Origin of the sequence: Brachybacterium sp. GPGPB12 (genome assembly GCF_038396325.1) — a bacterium.
Taxonomy (GTDB): Bacteria; Actinomycetota; Actinomycetes; order Actinomycetales; family Dermabacteraceae; genus Brachybacterium; species Brachybacterium conglomeratum.
The window spans coordinates 1,258,804-1,276,934 of the sequence record NZ_CP149573.1 but is presented as its reverse complement, the minus strand read 5'-3'; the positions used below and the strand labels follow the sequence as shown (position 1 = coordinate 1,276,934).

Sequence of the window (18,131 nt, the reverse complement as noted above, 5' to 3'; positions counted from 1 at the left end):
GATCAGGAGGTCCTCGACGAAGGCGATGTGCCCGCGCCAGATCTGGGGCAGGTTCGGGTCCGCGGCGGCGAGGTCCACCAGCAGCGAGGCCAGGCGCCCGAAAGTGGCGCCCAGGCCGCCTGCCTCGACCGGCGACCGCACGGTCCCGAAGCCGGCCTCGGCCAGGGCACGCACCGCGGCGTGGGGGAGGAGCCTGCCGCGTTCGCGCTCCAGGGCGCCCTCGGCGATCGACTCGATGACGGGGGCGAAGCGGGAGCGGAGCTCGGCGAGCGTGGTCATAGGTGTCCTTCTGTCGATCCTCACGGTTGGTGATGACCGACCCTAGGGGCCGCTCGTCCGCCGGGCCAGGGTGGCCGACGCACGCCGTCATACGGCGACGTCGATGGCCAGGACGTGCGGACCGTCCGACGAGCCGACGGGCCGACGGGCCGACGGGCCGACGGGCCGACGGGTGCGAGAATGCCGGGATGACCGCCACCCTCGTCGCCCATGACCTCGCCGGAGGGTACGGCCACCGCATCCTCTTCGACGGCCTCGACCTCACCGTCGCCCCCGGGGACGTGATCGGCGTGGTCGGCGCGAACGGCGCCGGGAAGTCGACGCTCGCTGCGCCTCCTCGCAGGAGCCGCCGCCCCGCGACAGGGCGGACTGACCCTCTCCCCGTCGGACGCCTTCGTGGGCTGGCTCCCGCAGGAGCACGAGCGGACCCCCGGGGAGAGCGTCGCCGGGTACGTCGCCCGACGCACGGGCCGCGCCCGGGCCACCGCCGACCTGGATGCCGCCGCCACCGCCCTCGAGCACGACGCCCCGCCCGGCGGCCCCGACCCGTCCGACGTCTACGCCGCGGCGCTGGACCGCTGGCTCGCCAGCGGCGCGGCCGACCTCGAGGAGCGCCTGCCCGTCGTGCTCGCCGATCTCGGCCTGCCGATCGGCCCGGGAGAGGCGGAGCAGGTAGCGATGACCTCCCTCTCCGGCGGCCAGGCCGCCCGGGTGGGACTCGCCGCGCTGCTGCTCTCCCGCTTCGACCTGGTGCCGCTGGACGAGCCCACCAACGACCTCGACCTCGACGGCCTCGACCGGCTCGAGGCCTTCGTCCAAGGCCTCCGCGGCGGGGTGGTGCTGGTCAGCCACGACCGCGAGTTCCTCGCCCGCTGCGTCACCGAGGTGCTCGAGCTGGACCTCGCCCAGCACTCCCACCGTCTCTACGGCGGCGGCTACGAGGCCTATCTCGAGGAGCGCTCCACGGTGCGACGCCATGCCCGCGAGCGCTACGAGGAGTTCGCGCAGAAGAAGGCCGACCTCGTCGACCGCGCCCGCACCCAGCGCGAATGGTCCAGCCAGGGCGTCCGCAACGCGATGCGCAAGGCGCCGGACAACGACCGGATCCGCCGACGCGCCCAGACCGAGTCCAGCGAGAAGCAGGCGCGGAAGGTGCGGCAGATGGAGAGCCGGATCGCGCGGCTCGAGGAGGTCGAGGAGCCGCGCAAGGAGTGGCGGCTCCAGTTCACGATCGGGGCCGCGCCCCGCTCCGGCGACGTCGTCGCCACCCTCGCGGGCGCCGCGGTGCACCTGGGCCGGGGCGCCTTCACGCTGGGGCCGCTCTCCCTCCAGGTCGACGCCGGTGACCGCATCGGCATCACCGGCCCCAACGGCGCCGGGAAGTCGACCCTGCTGCAGCCGCTGCTGGGCAGGATCGAGCCCGACGAGGGCGCGGCCTCGCTCGGCGCGAACGTGCGGATCGGCGAGATCGACCAGGCACGCTCCCTGCTGGCCGACGAGGCGCCGCTGGCCGACGCGGCCGGGGCGCTGCTCGCCGGAGATGACCCCTGCGGACGTGCGCACCCTGCTGGCCAAGTTCGGCCTGCGCGCGGACCACGTGGGTCGGCCCTGCGCCGAGCTGTCCCCGGGCGAGCGGACCCGTGCGGCGCTCGCCCTGCTCCAGGCCCGCGGCGTGAACCTGCTGGTGCTCGACGAACCGACCAACCACCTGGATCTGCCTGCCATCGAGCGGCTCGAGCAGGCGCTCGAGAGCTACACGGGAACGCTGCTGCTGGTCACGCACGACCGGCGCATGCTCGAGACCGTGCGCATCGACCGGCGGTGGCAGGTGGAGGGCGGCGCGGTCACCGAGCTCTGAGTCCCCGTCAGCCCGCGAGCGGGCAGGGCTCGAGCACGTCGAGCGCGATCCGCGCCGCCTCATCGGGGGAGGAGGCCTCGTGCGGCACCGGCTCGGCGGCGCCCGCGACACCCACCAGCCAGGTTGCCCCGCCCTCCTCGTCGAGCCGGGCCACGATCACCGCACCGCGCTCCACGCCCGGGATCCGCAGCATTGGACGCTCCGGGTCCAGATGCAGGACCCCGTCGAGCTCGGGACGCTCCGCGAGGATGGCGCGGCGGATCTGCTCGCGCTCGAGCCAGTCGCCGAAGGCGACCGCGAGGGCACGGGTGAACTGCATGGAGGGTCCTTCCTCGGAAGCCAGGATCCGCTCGGGCGCTCAGGGCCCGACGGGGGATTGCTCGACCGTCCGGAATGCGGTCTTATTCAATTGTCGGACAGCGGTCCGACAGATGGGAGTGACCGAGGCGTACTCCTCACAGGAATCCGGCGCTCTGAGACGCGTCTCACGCTCCCCGGGGCTCAGCAGGCGATGTCGCCCTCGACGAGCCCCTTGAAGCGGCCGCGGTGGAACACCATCGCCTCGGCGGTCGGGGAGCTGTCGATCGCGAGGACCTCGAGCGGCGCGAGGTCGTGATCGCCCGCGCGCACCTCGTCGTGGACCCGCACCGTCATCCAGGCGGGGGCGTCCTGCGACACCAGCGCGCCGTGCTCGTCGGCCTCCACGTCCAGGCCTTCGAAGCGACGCTCCCGGTCTGGGCCCGCGAGCTGGCGGGTGACGCCGCGCTGGCGATCGCCGAGCACCGTGACCCCGAGATGCCCGTGCTCGCGCAGCGCTGGCCACGTGCGCGAGCTGTCTTCGCACCGCGACGGAGACCAGGGGTGGCTCGAGGGAGACCCCGACCGTGAAGGTCGAGGCGACGAGTCCGTGGCGCACGCCGTCGATCTCGGCGGCGACCAGCACCACTCCCTGCGGGAAGTGGGAGAAGGCCTCACGGAGCGCGGAATCGGTCAGCATGCTCCTGACTCTAGGACGCGTGCCGCGCCCGCGCACGGCCGGGCCCACGTCCTGGGACCCGACCGTCATGCGGCGTCATAGTGGCAGGTCAGCGAGGTGGGTCAGCCCTCCGTCGTCGCCTCGCTCATTGCGCTGATCTGGAAGCTCGCCCCCTCGGGATCCGCGATGGTGGTGATCCGTCCGAAGGGCGAGTCGATCGGGCCGTCGAGCACGCTCCCGCCGAGCTCCGGCACCTTCGCGAGCGCCTGCTCGGTGCTCTCGACGCCGAAGTAGACGCGCCAGCCCATGGCCTCCTCGGGCATCATCCCCGCCGCATCGCAGAGGCCCCAGCTCGCGCTCTCGCCGGAGCCGTTGGTCGCGTAGCGGAAGTCGTCCTCGCCCTCGTCCATCTCCTCGCCCATCGGCACCAGCTCGGCGTCGAACACCGCGGTGTAGAAGGCGGCGGCGTCGTCGTAGCGGTGGGTCATCAGCTCGAACCAGACGGGGGAGCCGGGTCTCCCGGTGAACTCGTAGCCCTCGAGCCGCTTCGGTCGCCACATCCCGATGGGGGCGCCGACGGAGTCGAGGGCCACGGCCATGCGGCCGGAGTCGCCGATGTCATCGGCGGGGACGACGACGCCGCCGCCCGCCTCGCGGGCCCTGGCGACGCGGGCGTCGACGTCGTCGACGGTGAGGTAGACGCCCCACTCGGACGGCAGGGGGTCGCCCTCGGGGCAGGTCATCCCCGCCACGGACATCGCGCCGCCGACGAGCTTCCCGTCGTTGCGGAGGATCCGATAGCCGCCGAACTCCTCGCCGAGGCCCTCGACCTCCCAGCCGAACAGACCGGAGTAGAAGGGCATCACGGCGGAGAGGTCCTGGGCGGAGAGATCGAGCCAGGTGGTGGTGCCGGTGCTGCGGGTCATGGTTCCTCCTGTGGTCGTGGTCCTTGCGGCGGCCGCGGCCGGTCCGGCCGGGGTTCCCACGCTAGGGCGGGGGCGGGGCGGAGGTGCGTCCGATCATGCGCAGTCCGCGCCGCCGCGGCGCCGCGGGATCAGGCGGGGCGCGGCGCCGGCGGCCGCGGAGAGCATCGGCACGCTCCCGCCCGCCGCGGAGGTCCCGAAGCGGAGCGTCACCTCCCCGGGACCTGTCAGCGGCGCAGGGTGCGCCGCGACCATCGGCGCCCGCGGTGCGAGCAGGTCCAGCGGATCGGCGTGCGGCGGCACCGCGAAGGCGAGCAGGAACGGGGCGCCCGCGCACAGGGGGAGGTCGACGTGGTCGACGCCCGTGACGAGCACGCCCGAGGCCGGCAGGCCGATCGGCGCAGGCCGCGGGTACCAGCCCACCCAGATCGAGGGATCGCCGCGCCGGTCCGCGCCCTCGGGGAGCTCCAGCACCGCCCGCACTGCCCGGGCGCCCAGAGGATGCGGACGCGCATCGTGAAGGGGCGCGGGGGAGCATCGGCGACCGTCTGCGCGAGGCGGCGCAGCGCCCCGGGGTGACGCCGACGGTGCTTGCGGAAGCGGCGGCCGAAGCTCGACAGGGAGTCGAAGCCCACCTCGCAGGCCACGTCGATGACCGCGGCGTCGTCCGCCAGCAGCGGCTCCTTCGCCCGTCCGACGCGCAGGGCGATCAGGTACTGGCCGGGGCCGATCCCGAGCCGCGCGCTGAACAGCCGCGAGAAGTGGAAGGGGCTGTAGCCGGCCGCATCGGCGAGATCGGCGACCTGCAGCGAGGGCGCCCGGTCCCGGGCGAGCTCCACCACGGAGGCCAGCGCGGCCTCCGGCAGGGGCGTTGTGAGCGGCGTCACCCTCGAGAGTCTACGGCGGCGGCCCGTCGGACGGCCTGGCCGACGGGAGCTCGTTCATCGGACCTGCGGCGACGCGGACGGCCGGGGAGGGCGACCCCGCCGACCGGGACGGGTCGACGGGGTCGCGGGGGAGGGAGCGCAGAGCGGTGAGCCGGAGGGCCGGGATCAGCTCTCGGGGCCGGGGACCTCGGCCGGCTTCGAGTTGCGCAGGAAGAACGCCCCGACGAGGCCCAGCGCGGCGATCCCTGCGGAGACGTCGAACGCGACGTCGACGCCGTGGATCTGGCCCTCGACCCCGTGCTCGGCCGGGTCCAGCGCGGCGACCGTCATCACGGTGACCAGCACGGCAGTGCCGACCGAGGCGGCGATCTGGCGCAGGGTGTTGTTCACGGCGGCGCCGTGGGGGATGAGGCGCCGCGGCGCTGGTTCAGCGCCGCCGTGGTGACCGGCATGATCACCATCGCAGTGCCCAGCATCCGCACCGCGTTGACGATCGCGATGTAGGCGAAGGAGGTCTCCGGGGTGAGCCGTGCCAGCAGCAGGCTCATCGACGCCAGCGGCGCGAAGCCGACGATCGCGAGCACCCGGGCTCCGAAGCGGTCGAAGATCCGGCCCGTCACCGGGGACATGACGCCCATGACGACCGCGCCCGGCAGCGAGCACCATCCCCGACTCCATCGCGGAGAAGTCGCTCATGTTCTGCATGAACAGCGGGATCATCAGCATGCCGCCGATCATCGCCATGAACACCAGCATGCCCAGCACGGTGCCGAGGGTGAACATCGGAGTGCGCAGGACCCGCAGCTGCAGCAGCGGCTCCTCGATCCGCGGCTGACGCCGCACGAACCACACCAGCGCGACCACCCCGACGGCCAGCGGCGCGATCACCTGCGCGCTCGCCCAGCCGGAGGTGCCCGCCGCGGAGAATCCGAACAGCAGGCCGCCGAAGCCGAAGGTCGACAGGATCAGGGAGAGCACATCGAGGCGGGGATCGGTCTGCTCGGTGACATTGCGCGCGTGAGATGGGCGAAGACCAGCGCGCCGAGCGTGATCGGCGACATCATCACGAACAGCACCCGCCAGGACCAGTGGTCCACGATGAAGCCCGACAGGGTCGGGCCGATCGCCGGGGCGAAGGAGATCACGAGGCCGAAGGTGCCCATCGCTGTGCCGCGACGGTGGATCGGGAAGATCGCGAAGAGGATCGTCTGCATCAGCGGCATGATCATGCCGCCGCTGGCGGCCTGCACCACGCGGCCCACCAGGAGCACCGCGTACACCGGCGCGACCGCGCAGATGAGCGTGCCCAGCGCGAAGATGCCCATCGCCGCGAAGAACATCGTGCGGGTGGAGAACTTCTGGATCAGGAACGCCGTCGCGGGGATCATGATCCCGTTGACCAGCATGAACAGCGTGGTCACCCACTGGGCGGCATTCGCGGTGATATCGAAGTCCGCCATGAACGCCGGCGGCCTGCAGTGTTCAGCGGCGTCTGGTTGAGGATGATGACGAAGGCGCCGGCGAGCGACAGACCGCCATCACAATGTTCGGGTTCACACGCGCCGGGGCCGCGCCCTCGGAGCCTGCCGTCCTGCCGTCCGTCTCGCCGCTCACGGCGGGCACCTCTCTCGTCCGGGTCGCCACCTGGCCCCTCTCTGCTCGTCCCCGCTCGACGCGGTCGGCGGTCTCGACCGCCTCCAGCACAGTAGGTCGAAATTTGCACTGAGTGCAAGGTCTGGGGAGGGAGGTGCATGCCTCATCCGGCCGCGCTCATCGCTCGATGGAGCGGTGGCCTCCCTCCCTCCTCGTGCGCGTCGACGAGCCGATCGCCTCCCTCGCTCCCGGGTGCTTCGCCCGACGACCACCTGCCCTCGCCGAGGCCGTCGGTAGGTGGGCCTCGTCATCGCCGCGCTTGCCCGGCTCGCGGTCGGCGAGGGGCCTGATGCTCACCGTGAGCGGCGTGTGACGGGCAGGGCGATGACCGGGATGAGGGGTGACGGGCGGGAGCATTCGGCAGGACGACGCGGCGGGGGCGCCCACCGCCCGGTGGACGCCCCCGCGTCGGCCCGTCGTGGCGACGGGCGAGCCTCCCGAAGCGCAGGGCCTGCCGCTCCGACGCCAGCTCGCGCCGCTGTCAGTCGACGGAGATCTCGCCCATCGGGCCCCAGCCGTCGCTGTCGATCTGGTGGGAGATGATCTGCGGCGTCGCCGTGAGGTACTGCGGGAACTCCTCCTGCATCTTCTTGAAGTGCGGGGAGTCCACGTGCGGGCCGGCGCCCTCGTCGGTGAACGCCTCGATGAGCACGTAGGTGTTGGGATCCTTGACGGCCGCGCGACCACTCGAACCACAGGTTGCCCGGCTCGGCGAGCGTGTTCTCGGTGAACTCGCTCGCGATCTCGGGCCAGCGGTCGGCGAACTCGGGCTTCACAGGGAACTTCACGTTGATGAGGATCATCGTCGGGTCCTTTCTGAGAGGTGACGGGACCAGCCTGCCGTATCCGGCACGCGCGGGGAACCTCGATTCTCGCAGGGCAAGAAGCAGAGCTCAGGCACAATGGTCGCCGGAAGGAGGACGACGATGACCTCGAACGACACAGGCCGATCAGCCCAGGACCAGGGCGGCCAGGTCGCCCGGGCGATCGCGGTGCTGGAGGCGGTGGCGGAGCACGGCAGCAACACACCGCTCGGGGGATCTCCGAGGCGACCTCGATCCCGCTGCCCACGGTGTACCGGATCGCGCAGGAGCTGATCCGCTCCGAGTACCTCGTGCACCTGCGCACGGAGAAGCGCTTCGCGCTGGGCTACAAGCCGCACCGCCTGGCCGTCGGCCTCCATGACGATCTCGGCATCCCGCGCTCTGTGCGCGAGGAGGTCCACGCCATGCATCGTGACCTGGGCATGGCCGCCTATCTCGCGATCCACCGCGGCACCGACTTCGTCGTCGTGCACGTCTCCGACTCGCCGCAGGCTCCGCGGCTGTCCCCGCTCGGCTTCGGCTTCCACGAGAGCCCGCACGCGACCGCCTTCGGGAAGGCGGGGCTCGCCTGCCTCGCTCCCGACGAGCAGGAGGAGTACCTGGCAGGGCCGCTGCGTGCCCACACCGACCGCACCCTCCTAGACCCGGCGGAGGCTGCGCCGCCAGCTCGCCGAGATCGCCGAGCGCGGCATCGCCTGGGAGCATCAGGAGTTCGTGCCCGGCTCCAGCGCCCTCGCCGCGACGATCAAGGCCGACGACGGGATGCCGCTGGGCACCGTCGCGGTCTCCGCGCCGGTCGCCGCCTACGAGGGGCGCCTCCGCCACGTCGAGGACCGGGTGCGGGCCTGCGCCTCCCGCGCCGGGCGCGCCTATCGTCTGGGGGCGCAGACCCACTGACCGCGGCACCCGTCGGCGTTCTCGCCCGGTGATAACTGCGCTGTGCGCTCGCCGCGACCCCTGCCTATCGTGTGCCCCAGGTCACTGACGAAGATGCAGTGGGAAGGAGACGCCATGAGCGCACCGGACGGCGACGAGGCCGTGAACGAGATCGAAGGGACCGACGAGGCGGAGGCGACGCTCACCGCCCTGATCAAGGCCGCGTTCCCGCACGAGCGCGTGCCGGACTCGGCCTACCGGCGGGCCGCGGACACCGTCCGCTGCGCCGCGGAGGAGAGCGCGTGGATGCGGGTCAAGCTCGCCCACGGCCTCGACTCCCTCGAGGCCCTCGCGGACGGCCGCTTCGCCGAGCTGAGCCCCGAGGAGGCGCGCCGCTGCTGCTGCGCATCCAGCACACGACCTTCTTCGGCTTCGTGCGGCAGACCGTGGTGGTCAGCCTCTACGAGGACGAGGAGGTCTGGGAGGTGATCGGCTACGAGGGCCCCTCCTTCGAGAAGGGCGGCTACCTCCACCGCGGCTTCGACGATCTGGACTGGCGCGCCGGATCCGCGGATCGAGGAGTACGACGGGGAGCCGCTGGAGGAGGTCGTCTCCGATCTCCCCCGCGGGGCGACCACGAAGAGCGTCCGGGGCGCCGCCGTCCCGGCAGGACAGAGCAGGGCGCGCGCCGGACGCACCGGCCGCGGGACGAAGGGGCGACGAGGCATGAGCGAGATCGACCACTCCACCGAGGCCGTCGTCATCATCGGGTCGGGCGCCGGCGGCGGCACCCTCGCCTACGAGCTGACCAAGGCGGGCATCGAGTGCGTCTTGCTCGAGGCCGGCCCGTACCTGCGCGGCGAGGACTACATGAACCTCGAATGGGCCGCCTTCGACCAGATGGCGTGGGCCGACACCCGCACCACCTCCGGCGGCTGGCGCATCGCGAAGGACTTCCCGAACCTGCCGGCCTGGATCGTCAAGGCCGTCGGCGGCACCACCACCCACTGGTCCGGGGCGACCCCGCGCTTCAAGCCGCACGAGTTCCGCACCCGCGGCACCTACGGCCGGGTCGACGGCGCGAGCCTGATGGACTGGCCGCTGAGCTACGAGGAGCTCGAGCCGTACTACACCCGCGCCGAGGACGCGATCGGCTCCACCCACCGCGGGGGCCGGCCGCCGCCGCCGGCGAACAACAATTACAAGGTCCTCGCCGCCGGCGCCGAGAAGCTCGGCTACCGCCACTACGCCACCGGGCCCTACGGCACCAACGCCGAGCCCTATGACGGCCGACCCGCTTCGATCCAGGACGGCTTCAACTTCCAGGGCGACAAGAGCGGCGCGAAGTGGTCGACGATGGTGCGCGAGATCCCGCGCGCCCTCGAGACGGGCAAGCTCGACCTGCGGCCCGACTCCCACGTCGCGCAGATCCTGCACGACCGGACGGGACGGGTCGACGCGGTGCTCTACCTCGACGCCGAGGGCAACCTGCACCGCCAGGCGGCGAAGCTCGTGTGCGTCGCCGGCAACGCGATCGAGACGCCGCGCCTCGCCGCACCTGAGCTCCTCGTCGCTGTTCCCCGACGGGCTCGCGAACTCCTCCGGCCTCGTGGGCCGCAACTACATGCGCCACATGACCGGCGGCGTGTACGCGCAGTTCGACAAGCCGGTGCACATGTACCGGGGCGAGACGATGGCCGGAAGCATCAGCGACGAGTCCGTGCACGACCCCTCCCGCGGCTTCGCCGGCGGCTACTACATCCAGACCATCTCTCTGGGGCCCGCCTTCATGGCGACCTTCGTCGAGCCCGGCTCCTGGGGGCCGAGCTTCACCCGTCTGCTGGACGCCTACGAGAACACCGCCGGTCGCTGGCTGGTGGGGGAGGACATGCCCCAGGAGTCCAACGCCGTCACGCTCGACCCCACCGTCACGGACCAGCACGGACTGCCGGTCGCGCACGTCCACTTCGACGATCACCCCAACGACCTCGCGATGCGCGAGCACGCCTACTCCCGCGGCGAGGCGCTGTACGAGGCCGTGGGGGCGGTGGGCACGCATCGCACCACCCCGTACCCCTCCACGCACAACCTGGGCACCTGCCGGATGAGCGAGCGGCCGGAGGACGGTGTGGTGGATCGCTTCGGGCGGGCGCACGACGTGCCGAACCTGTTCGTCTCGGACGGCTCGCAGTTCACGACCGGTGCCGCGGCGAACCCGACGCTGACGATCGTGGCGCTCGCGATCCGTCAGGCCGAGCACATCGCCGAGTCGCTCCGCGCCGGCACCGTCTGATCCGGAGCGGACGGGTCCCGGCGGGCCGCCCCGCCGGGATCCTTCAGGAATCGAGAGGCAGATCTCGACCGGTATCGAGGAGAGATGCCGGTCGAGATCTGCCTCTCGTTGTGCGTGTCGCTTCCGCACCGGCGAACGGCCGGCCCGGTGGGGTGCGGGCGGCGCAGGGGGCCGGGGTGCGGGGCGGCGCAGGGGGCCGGGGTGCGGGGCGGCGCAGGGGGCCGGACCGCGGGGCGGAGCCGGGGCAGGTGCGCCGGGAGTGCGGGCGGAGCAGGGGACGGTCGGCCCGGCGAGGTGTCAGACGTTGATCGTGACGTCCCCTGACTCGCGCGGCTTCCCGGCGATCTCGGTGGCGGCCTCGTTCTGCTCGCTGCATGGTGGCCTGCTGGGCGAGCTGGTCCTTCATCTCCTCGAAGGAGGGGACCTCCTCGGCGGAGCCGCCGGCGGCGGACTGCTGCTCGACCAACGCGTCGTACTGGGCCTTCAGCTCCTCGTCGCTCGGCTCGGCGATGTCGGCCTCCTGCTCGATGTAGGTCGTGATGGCGAACTGCGAGGCGGCGTCCTGGCGGACCTGCTCCGCGGAGATGCCCTGCTTGCTCGAGGGCGCTGACCACCTCGTCCCCCGAGCCCAGACCGCTCTGCTTCGCGATCTCGTCGAGGGTGGTGTCGATGTCCTTGTCGCTGGCCTTGATGTCCGCGTCCTCGGCCCCCTGGCGCAGCGACTCGTTGTTCACGAGCCGCTCGGCGACCTGGGTCTTCAGCCGCTCCTCGTCGGGTGCCTGCCCGCCGGCCTGCTGCTGCATCGCCATCTGCTGGTACTGGGACTGGTAGGTCTGGACGAAGTCGTCCTTGGTGATCTCCGTGCCGTTGACGGTCGCGACGACCTCGGGCACGTCGGAGACGTCGGCCTCCTGGGCCTGCGGGTCGTCGGCCGCGCCGCCGCCGTCGGAGGCGGCCGGTGCCGCCTGCCCGCCGCCGTCGGACGCCTGCGAGGCATCGTCCTGCCCGCCGCCGCACGCGGCGGTCAGACCGAGCGCGGCGGTGAGCGTGAGCGCGGCGAGGGTGCGCCGCAGGGCTGAGGTGCTTCGGACCTTCACTGTGCCTCCTGGGGATCGTTGGCCCGGGCGACGGTACGCCCCGAACCCCGATGCCGCGTTCCGGCGGCGTCCAGGAAGCCGGTCACAGCGCCGACGGCGTGGGGCGAATCACGAAATGGTAACGGTGCGGGCGGCGCCGGCTGTGCCGGTCCCGCGGAGCTCGCCCCGCTCGGTGCCTGCCGCGGCAGGACGACGCAGGGGCCCGCACGGCTCTCGGCGTCCGGGCCCCTGCGGGCGGGTCATCACTCGAGGTGCTCGAGCGCGTAGACCGTCATCGCGTCGCGGACGTGCTCGGCGAAGGGCCGTCCGTCGACGGTGAAGGTCGCCCCGAAGCGGGGATCGGCGACGTACATGTCGCCGATCCCGACGAAGGCCTCGGCGCCGGGCCGCTTCCCGCCCCAGCCCGCGCTGATCCAGGTGTACAGCCGAGCCGCCAGCGCCTGGACTTCCTCGTGCTCCGCGGGCGGCTCGCGCGCCGAGGTGTCGGCGAAGCCTGCCCCCAGGGCGTCGACCTCCTCGCGGAAGCCCTCCTTCTCGGCGTCGCTCAACGAGCGCCACCATCGGTCGGAATCGGCGTAGGCCTGCTCGCCCCACCTCTCCTCGACCTCCTCGCGGTCTTGCGTGTGGTCGAATCCGTCGAACATCGTGTCCGTCATGAGCTCTCCTCCTGTCTCGAGAATCCGGATCGTGGACTGCACCGAGGCGACGATGCGGGACAGGCGCTCCTGCTCCCTCTCGAGCCGCGCGGCATGCGCCCGCGGCGCGGAGACCGTCTCGACCTGCTCGTCGAGCACGCGGCCGATCTCGGGAAGCCCGAGCCCCAGCTCGCGCAGGACGAGGATCCGCTGCAGGCGCGCAGCGACGCGCCGTCGTAGAACCGCTGCCCGCCGTGGCCGGTGCGGCTCGGGGCGAGCAGGCCCACCTGCTGGTAGTGGCGCAGGGTGCGGCTGGTGACGCCGGTGCTGCGGACGATCTCCTGGATCGACCACTCCGGGGCCGAGTGCTGGGGCGACTCCATGGCTCCTCCTCTCGTCGGTCTCCTTCGGTGCGATCACGATCTTTCCGCTTGACGTGACGTCAAGCGCAAGGGGGTTCTGGAAGACCGGGGGATCCCGGAGGACGACGACGCCCGCCGGACCGTGCGGGACGGTCGGCGGGCGTCGGGCCCGGGGGTGGCGGCGGGAAGGGGACTCAGGCGGCACGGTGCGGAGCTCAGCGCCACGGCGTACTCCTGGAGTCCCGGTTCTGCTGGCGGGGCTCAGTAGCCGATGGACCTCAGGTACTCGCGGGACTCGCGGATGCAGTCGATCGGGTCGCGGCCGTAGGTGTCGTCCTGCTCGATGAGGAAGTACTCGGCACCGGCCTTCTCCGCGGCGGGCAGCGCGCGGGCCAGTTCATGTTGCCCTGGCCCACCTCGGCGAACTGTCCGAGGGAGAGGAAGGTCCCGTAGAACTCCTTCATGTCCATCTCGCCGGCGTCGAAGCGCCTCACGGCGTCCTCGGGCATCGGCGCGACGCGGAAGTCCTTGACGTGGATGAGCTTGCAAGTGCCGGAATAGGCCTCGAGCATGTCCAGCGGAGCCATGCCGCCGCGCTGGACCCAGTGCAGGTCCACCTCGAACAGCAACGAGGGGGCGACGCGGCGCACGATGTCGAAGATCCGCTCGCCGTCGAACTGGATGAGGTCCACGTGGTGGTTGTGGTAGCAGAGCGTGATGCCCTTCGCGGCGAGGCGGGCCGCATAGGGCTCGACGGAGGCCGCCCAGTCCTCGGCCGCCTTCTTCGAGGTCATCGCCGAGAACGGCATCATGCCGATGCGCAGGAAGCGCGCACCGGTCCTCTCGCACGCCTCGACGGCGCGGTCGAACTCGGTCTCGAGCGCGAAGCCGTTGCCGCCCGGGGCGATCGAGACGCTCATCGCGGCGGTCTCGATGCCGAGGTCAGCCTTGCCGCGCACGAGGTCATCGATGAGCTCGTCGGTCATCTCCACCTGGGAGACCTCGACGGCGTCGATGTCGAGCTCGCGCACCTGGCGCAGGACCTCGTACATCCCCTTCTCGTTGATCTGGTCCTTGAGCATCATGAGCTGGAGTCCGAGGACGGGCATGGGTGTTCTCCTTCGAAGAGTGCGATGGCGGTGGGGATGCGGGCGCGGCCCGGGCCGACGAGAGGTCGGCGCCGGGCCGCACGGAGAGCGCTCAGGAGCGGGTGGGGAACTTCCCCTCCTCCTCGATGCGCTTGTTCAGCTCGGAGAGGTACTCCTCGGCCGGGTAGTCGACCAGGTCGATCTCGCGACCGGTCCAGGCCGACAGCCGCATGCCGGAGGCCAGGCGGACGCCGTTGATGCCCTCGGCGCCGTCGGCGATCAGCGGGGTGCCGTCGTTGACGTGAGCGGCGAAGTTGGTCAGGACGTCGATGTCTTGCTGGCCCCAGGCCGACTCGTAGGTCCTCTCCTCGACGGTGTACAGCGAGGAGGCGTCCATCTCGCCGCGGAACAGCTTGGCCACGTCCTCCATGGTCATCTTGTCGCTGAGGTCGCGCTCGTCCTCCGACAGGCGGTAGACGGTGACCTTGTTCGACTTGTCGACGACGACCTTGCCCTCGTCGAACAGCGGCTCGAGGCGGTCGGTGCCGATGATGTCGTTGGTCGAGGTCATGAAATGACCGGTGACGCCCTCGCCGAAGTCGACGAGCGCGTTGACCTCGTCCTCGGTGGCGATGTCGCGCTGGAAGCCGAAGGCGAGCTTCGCGAAGACCTTCTTCGGAGTACCGGCGAGCCACTGCCACAGGTCAAGCTGGTGGGGAGCCTGGTTGACGAGCACGCCGCCGCCCTCGCCGCCCCAGGTCGCGCGCCACTCGGACTGGTCGTAGTAGCCCTGCGGGCGCCACCACGACGTGATGATCCAGGAGGTGTGGCGCGCCTGCCGAGCTCGCCGGAGTCGATCAGCGCCTTGAGGTCGGTGTAGACGGGGTTGGTGCGCTGGTTGAACATGATGGCGAAGGTGGTCTCGGGATGGTCGGCCGCGAAGGCGTTCATCTCCTCGACCTGTTTGGTGTAGACGCCTGCGGGCTTCTCGGTGAGTGTGTGGATGCCCTTGCCGATCGCGGTTATCGTCATCTCGGGGTGGAGGTAATGCGGCACGGTGGTGACCACGGCGTCGACGTCCCCGGAGTCCAGCATCTCGACGTAGTCGTCGTAGAAGGGGGTGCCCGCGTGCTTCTCCGCGGCGGCGTCCTTCTTCGCGGGATCGGTGTCGGCGATGGCGCCGAGCGTCATGCCCGCGATCTTCCCGTCGGCCAGGAGGCCGGCGTACATGCCGCCCTGAGCGCCGAATCCGATGATGCCGAGGCGGACGTTCTTCTCCGACATGGTGTCTCCGTTCTGTGGTGGTGACGCGCTCCCGGGAGGGGATGCGGGTGGATCTGGTGGGACCGAGGAGCGAGGGGAGGGAGGGCGGGAGGAACGCGCTCTCCGTCTCCGTCGAGCCTATGTGCGTCGGCGGACCTGTGACCGGGGCCGTCGTCGCACGGGGATCAGGCCTGCTCGGAGGCCGAGGCGGCGGCCGCCGCGTGACGCTCCTCGAGGATCGCGACGTTCTCGTCGACCCGCTTCGTGCTCAGCGGGTAGACGAGACCGCCGGCGATCGCCTGGCCGAGCTTGCGGGACCAGGAGTACATGCCGTACACGGTCGCGTCGTTGCGCTCGCCGGGGCCCGCTGAACGGCCTGATGTCCTTCTTCTGCCGGGGTGTCGCTGCAGCGGTGAAGACGTCGGTCGTATGGCGGGGCGTGGGCCGGGTCTGCTCGTTCGGTTGTCAACGGTTGCCGGTGGCGGCCGGCAGTCGCTTCAGGTCCGCCGAGAGGCGGTGCGCTCGGCGACTCTCGCCGAGGAGTCCCGGAGGCGCTGACACGGGAACGACGGACGGCCGGGCCGCCCACGAGGGGCGATCCGGCCGTCCGGGAGGGTGCGGCGGAGCCGCAGGCGGTCATCGCCCCGTCGGGGGCGCGGCCGCTGAGGGGATCAGTAGAGGTTCAGGAAGGCCTGCAGGACCTCGACGGTGTCCCCGTCGATCTCGTCGGAGCCGTTCTGGGCGGCGCCGACCTCGTGCTGGAGGCCCGCGACGGTGTCCTCGCCGATCACGCCGTCCTGCGAGGTCTTGGCCCAGGCCTGCAGGGCGAGGGTGGTCTCCTCGTCCATCTCGCCGGTCTGCTCGACGCCCAGCCAGTCCTGGAGGGCGGTGATGGTCTTCGGGCCCATCTTGCCGTCGACCTCGAGGGTGCCGGCGACGGAGAGGTCGCCGGTGGCCTTGGAGCCGGGCTCGCCCTTGGACGCCTGCGGGGCCGGGGCGGCCTCCTCGGCCGGGGCCTCCTGCTCGCTTCGGCTCCTCCTGCTTCTTCTCGGTCTCCTTGGTGAAGCCGTTCTCGTCGCAGTTGTCGGCGATGCCGTCACCGTCGCAGCTCCAGTCGCCCTGGGGCTCGGTGCTCTCGCGCTCGGTGGAGCGGTTCGCCTGCTGGTCGGACTCGCGGGGCTCGGGAGCCTGCTGCTGCTCCTGCTCCTCGGCCGGGGCCTCTTTGCTCCTGCTCGGGGGCCTCCTCCTGCTCCTCGGCCGTGGGGGCGCCCGAGGTGTCGGAACCGCCGTTGATCGAGACGCCGCAGGTGGGCCAGGCGCCCTTGCCCTGCACGGCCAGGACGCGCTCGGCGACCGCGATCTGCTGGCTCTTCGAGGCCTGGTCGGCGGTCGAGGCGTACTCGGTGCCGCCGAAGCCCTCCCAGGTCTGCTGGGAGAACTGCAGGCCGCCGTAGTAGCCGTTGCCGGTGTTGATGGACCAGTTTCCGCCGGACTCGCAGGCGGCGACCTCGTCCCAGCCGGTGGCGGCCGAGGCGGAGGTGGTGGTCGCGGCGATCATGCCGGAGGCGACGACGGCGCCGCCGGCGACGGCGACGGCCGAGCGGCTGAGGCCGCGGCGGAGGGTGGCGGCGCGGGAAGTGCGCTGGGCGTGGGTGCTGTGCTTGGACAAGGGGACGTCCTCTCAGGTCGTGGGCGGTCGGCGGCCCCGGGCGGGCGCGGCTCGACCTCTTCGGACGTCGGCCACCGTAGGGGCTCACCGCCCCCTCGCGGCAAGGACCCGGCCCCGGAACTGACCGGGGTTTTACTCTTCCGGTTCGAGGGCATGACTCGCCGAGGCAGGTTCTGCGCGTCTCTGACCTGCGGTGACGCGGTGGGCTTCCTGTTCGGAGCGGCATGGTGTGAGTCATGGCGCGTCCTGTGGCGCCCTTCACAGAGTCAGTCCGCCGCGCGGTCAGCCGACGGCGGGCGGCCCGTCGGCCTCGCGGCGGCCGGGCCGGTCGGCTCGGCCCCGGCGCCCCGTCCTGGCGGCCTCTCTCGCGCCCGCCTCAGTCGGCGTCCGGAGGGTCGAGCGCGGCCGCCGCCGCGGCGCGGTGCTCCTCCGCACCGGTCTCCAGCGCATAGAGCCCGTAGGCGAGCGGGGAGGCGGAGAACATCTCCTCGGCGTGCTCCCCGAGCCGCGGGTGGACGGTGCCGCCGCCGGCCTCGTAGGCGGCGATCGTCGCCGCGAAGGCCTCCGGGGAGCGCTCGCGCGGTGGAACATGAAGTCCCGCGCCGGATCGCCGACGGACGCGGTGGTCCAGTCCAGCACTGCGCTGAGCCGCTCGCCCTCTACGAGGGTGTGGCCCGGGTAGACCTCGCCGTGGGTGAGCACGCCGCGGTCCGACCAGAAGGAGTCCTCCGCCAGCCACGCCTCCCAGCGCTCCCGCGGCGCGGGTGCGATCGGGAAGGCCTCGGCGACGCGGGCGAGGTCCTCGCGCCAGGTGTCGCGGACCTGCTCCGGAGTGCGGGACGGGATCCCGGTGGCGGCGGCCGCGACCGGGTCCACCGCGTGGAGCTGGGCGAGGAAGATGCCGAGGGTGCGGGCGTACTCGGTCGAGGCCATGTCCAGGTGCCACCGGACCGTGCCGTCGGGGTCGACGGTCAGCCCCGGGGTGCCGGGCAGGAGGGGATAGGCGATCAGGCGCTCCGTGCTGATCCGCCAGTCGGGGATCGCGACGTCCAGGTGCGGGGAGAGGTGGGCGAGCGGCCGGCCCTCGACCGCGGCGCGGGACGGCACCTCGGCACGACGGGGGATGCGCGCGACCCAGTCCTGGCCGTCCCGTGCCCGGGCGAAGGCGACGCGGAAGTCGAGGCCGATCTCCTCGGTGCGCAGCGAGTCGCCGACGAGGTCGAGCCCGTGATCGGCGGCGAGGGCGAGGAGCCGCTCGAGGTCGGCTGGCGGGGGAGTCCTGGCGTCGTCCGTGGCCGACGACGGGCTCGAGGGAGAGGTCTCGGTCATCCCGGCAGTCTGCCCGGTCCCGGACGCGCCGTCATCTGCTTTCCCGGCCGACGGTGCGCCCGTCCGGTGCGCGCCGGCCGCGACGCCTGCCCGCGTAGGCTCGGGCCATGCGCGGGATG

17 protein-coding genes and 6 pseudogenes are annotated in these 18,131 nt (G+C 72.0%); 5 read left to right on the top strand and 18 right to left on the bottom strand.

Annotation, left to right across the window (positions count from 1 at the left end):
- Positions 1-467 precede the first annotated feature (467 nt).
- Positions 468-2,137 (top strand): annotated as a pseudogene (locus tag WKH84_RS07190) (ABC-F family ATP-binding cassette domain-containing protein).
- A 7-nt stretch (positions 2,138-2,144) separates the two neighbouring features.
- On the opposite strand, the gene WKH84_RS07185 reads toward WKH84_RS07190, so the two are convergent.
- The 8 genes and pseudogenes from WKH84_RS07185 to WKH84_RS07150 form a co-directional block, all read right to left on the bottom strand.
- The gene (locus WKH84_RS07185; protein WP_341856134.1) at positions 2,145-2,456 is read right to left on the bottom strand and encodes a hypothetical protein; all 312 of its coding nucleotides are present in this window, start codon (positions 2,454-2,456) and stop codon (positions 2,145-2,147) included.
- A gap of 182 nt (positions 2,457-2,638) precedes the next feature.
- The gene (locus WKH84_RS07180) at positions 2,639-2,920 is read right to left on the bottom strand and encodes a flavin reductase family protein (RefSeq protein ID WP_341856133.1); all 282 of its coding nucleotides are present in this window, start codon (positions 2,918-2,920) and stop codon (positions 2,639-2,641) included.
- A 118-nt stretch (positions 2,921-3,038) separates the two neighbouring features.
- A pseudogene (locus WKH84_RS07175) lies at positions 3,039-3,134 on the bottom strand (flavin reductase); the annotation flags it as partial.
- Positions 3,135-3,235: 101 nt separating this feature from the next.
- The gene (locus tag WKH84_RS07170) at positions 3,236-4,039 is read right to left on the bottom strand and encodes a VOC family protein (RefSeq protein WP_341856132.1); all 804 of its coding nucleotides are present in this window, start codon (positions 4,037-4,039) and stop codon (positions 3,236-3,238) included.
- 224 nt (positions 4,040-4,263) lie between these two features.
- Complete coding sequence (locus WKH84_RS07165; protein ID WP_341856131.1) at positions 4,264-4,923, bottom strand: helix-turn-helix transcriptional regulator; 660 nt, start codon at positions 4,921-4,923, stop codon at positions 4,264-4,266.
- A gap of 165 nt (positions 4,924-5,088) precedes the next feature.
- Positions 5,089-5,901 carry a hypothetical protein gene (locus WKH84_RS07160; RefSeq protein ID WP_341856130.1) on the bottom strand — a complete coding sequence of 271 codons (813 nt, stop codon included), beginning with the start codon at positions 5,899-5,901 and terminating at the stop codon, positions 5,089-5,091.
- Positions 5,889-6,383, bottom strand: a complete 495-nt coding sequence (locus tag WKH84_RS07155; protein WP_341856129.1) for an MFS transporter — start codon at positions 6,381-6,383, stop codon at positions 5,889-5,891. The genes WKH84_RS07160 and WKH84_RS07155 overlap by 13 nt, the downstream gene beginning before the upstream one ends.
- Positions 6,384-7,057: 674 nt before the next feature.
- A pseudogene (locus tag WKH84_RS07150) lies at positions 7,058-7,379 on the bottom strand (putative quinol monooxygenase).
- Positions 7,380-7,502: 123 nt separating this feature from the next.
- On the opposite strand from WKH84_RS07150, the gene WKH84_RS07145 reads away from it, so the two are divergent.
- From WKH84_RS07145 to WKH84_RS07130, 4 genes and pseudogenes are all read left to right on the top strand, one after another.
- Positions 7,503-7,673 carry a hypothetical protein gene (locus WKH84_RS07145; protein WP_341856128.1) on the top strand — a complete coding sequence of 57 codons (171 nt, stop codon included), beginning with the start codon at positions 7,503-7,505 and terminating at the stop codon, positions 7,671-7,673.
- A 381-nt stretch (positions 7,674-8,054) separates the two neighbouring features.
- Positions 8,055-8,297 (top strand): IclR family transcriptional regulator C-terminal domain-containing protein, encoded by a 243-nt coding sequence (locus WKH84_RS07140; RefSeq protein ID WP_341856806.1) that lies wholly within the window; start codon positions 8,055-8,057, stop codon positions 8,295-8,297.
- A gap of 114 nt (positions 8,298-8,411) precedes the next feature.
- On the top strand, positions 8,412-8,765 hold the full coding sequence (locus WKH84_RS07135; RefSeq protein ID WP_341856127.1) for a hypothetical protein: 354 nt from the start codon (positions 8,412-8,414) through the stop codon (positions 8,763-8,765).
- Positions 8,766-9,002: 237 nt separating this feature from the next.
- Positions 9,003-10,569 (top strand): annotated as a pseudogene (locus WKH84_RS07130) (GMC family oxidoreductase).
- Here WKH84_RS07130 and WKH84_RS07125 read toward each other — a convergent pair.
- From WKH84_RS07125 to mphO, 10 genes and pseudogenes are all read right to left on the bottom strand, one after another.
- Positions 10,524-11,666 (bottom strand): SurA N-terminal domain-containing protein, encoded by a 1,143-nt coding sequence (locus tag WKH84_RS07125; RefSeq protein WP_341856126.1) that lies wholly within the window; start codon positions 11,664-11,666, stop codon positions 10,524-10,526. The pseudogene WKH84_RS07130 and the gene WKH84_RS07125 overlap by 46 nt on opposite strands.
- Positions 11,667-11,908: 242 nt before the next feature.
- Entirely contained in the window at positions 11,909-12,310 is a 402-nt protein-coding gene (locus tag WKH84_RS07120; protein ID WP_341856805.1) for a TipAS antibiotic-recognition domain-containing protein, read from the bottom strand.
- An 8-nt stretch (positions 12,311-12,318) separates the two neighbouring features.
- Entirely contained in the window at positions 12,319-12,684 is a 366-nt protein-coding gene (locus WKH84_RS07115) for a MerR family DNA-binding transcriptional regulator (RefSeq protein WP_341856125.1), read from the bottom strand.
- Between the two features lie 257 nt (positions 12,685-12,941).
- Positions 12,942-13,772 carry a TIM barrel protein gene (locus WKH84_RS07110; protein ID WP_341856124.1) on the bottom strand — a complete coding sequence of 277 codons (831 nt, stop codon included), beginning with the start codon at positions 13,770-13,772 and terminating at the stop codon, positions 12,942-12,944.
- Between the two features lie 91 nt (positions 13,773-13,863).
- Positions 13,864-14,565 (bottom strand): Gfo/Idh/MocA family oxidoreductase, encoded by a 702-nt coding sequence (locus tag WKH84_RS07105; RefSeq protein WP_341856804.1) that lies wholly within the window; start codon positions 14,563-14,565, stop codon positions 13,864-13,866.
- Positions 14,566-14,735: 170 nt separating this feature from the next.
- Positions 14,736-14,981: pseudogene (locus WKH84_RS07100) on the bottom strand (Gfo/Idh/MocA family oxidoreductase); the annotation flags it as partial.
- A gap of 218 nt (positions 14,982-15,199) precedes the next feature.
- On the bottom strand, positions 15,200-15,352 hold the full coding sequence (locus WKH84_RS07095) for a hypothetical protein (protein ID WP_341856123.1): 153 nt from the start codon (positions 15,350-15,352) through the stop codon (positions 15,200-15,202).
- Between the two features lie 333 nt (positions 15,353-15,685).
- A complete protein-coding gene (locus tag WKH84_RS07090; protein WP_341856122.1) occupies positions 15,686-16,114 on the bottom strand; it encodes a hypothetical protein in 429 nt (142 codons plus the stop codon).
- The gene (locus tag WKH84_RS07085; protein ID WP_341856121.1) at positions 16,111-16,683 is read right to left on the bottom strand and encodes a transglycosylase family protein; all 573 of its coding nucleotides are present in this window, start codon (positions 16,681-16,683) and stop codon (positions 16,111-16,113) included. Before WKH84_RS07085 ends, WKH84_RS07090 begins: the two co-directional genes overlap by 4 nt.
- Before the next feature lie 376 nt (positions 16,684-17,059).
- Positions 17,060-18,012 (bottom strand): annotated as a pseudogene (gene mphO / locus WKH84_RS07080) (macrolide 2'-phosphotransferase MphO).
- Positions 18,013-18,131 lie beyond the last annotated feature (119 nt).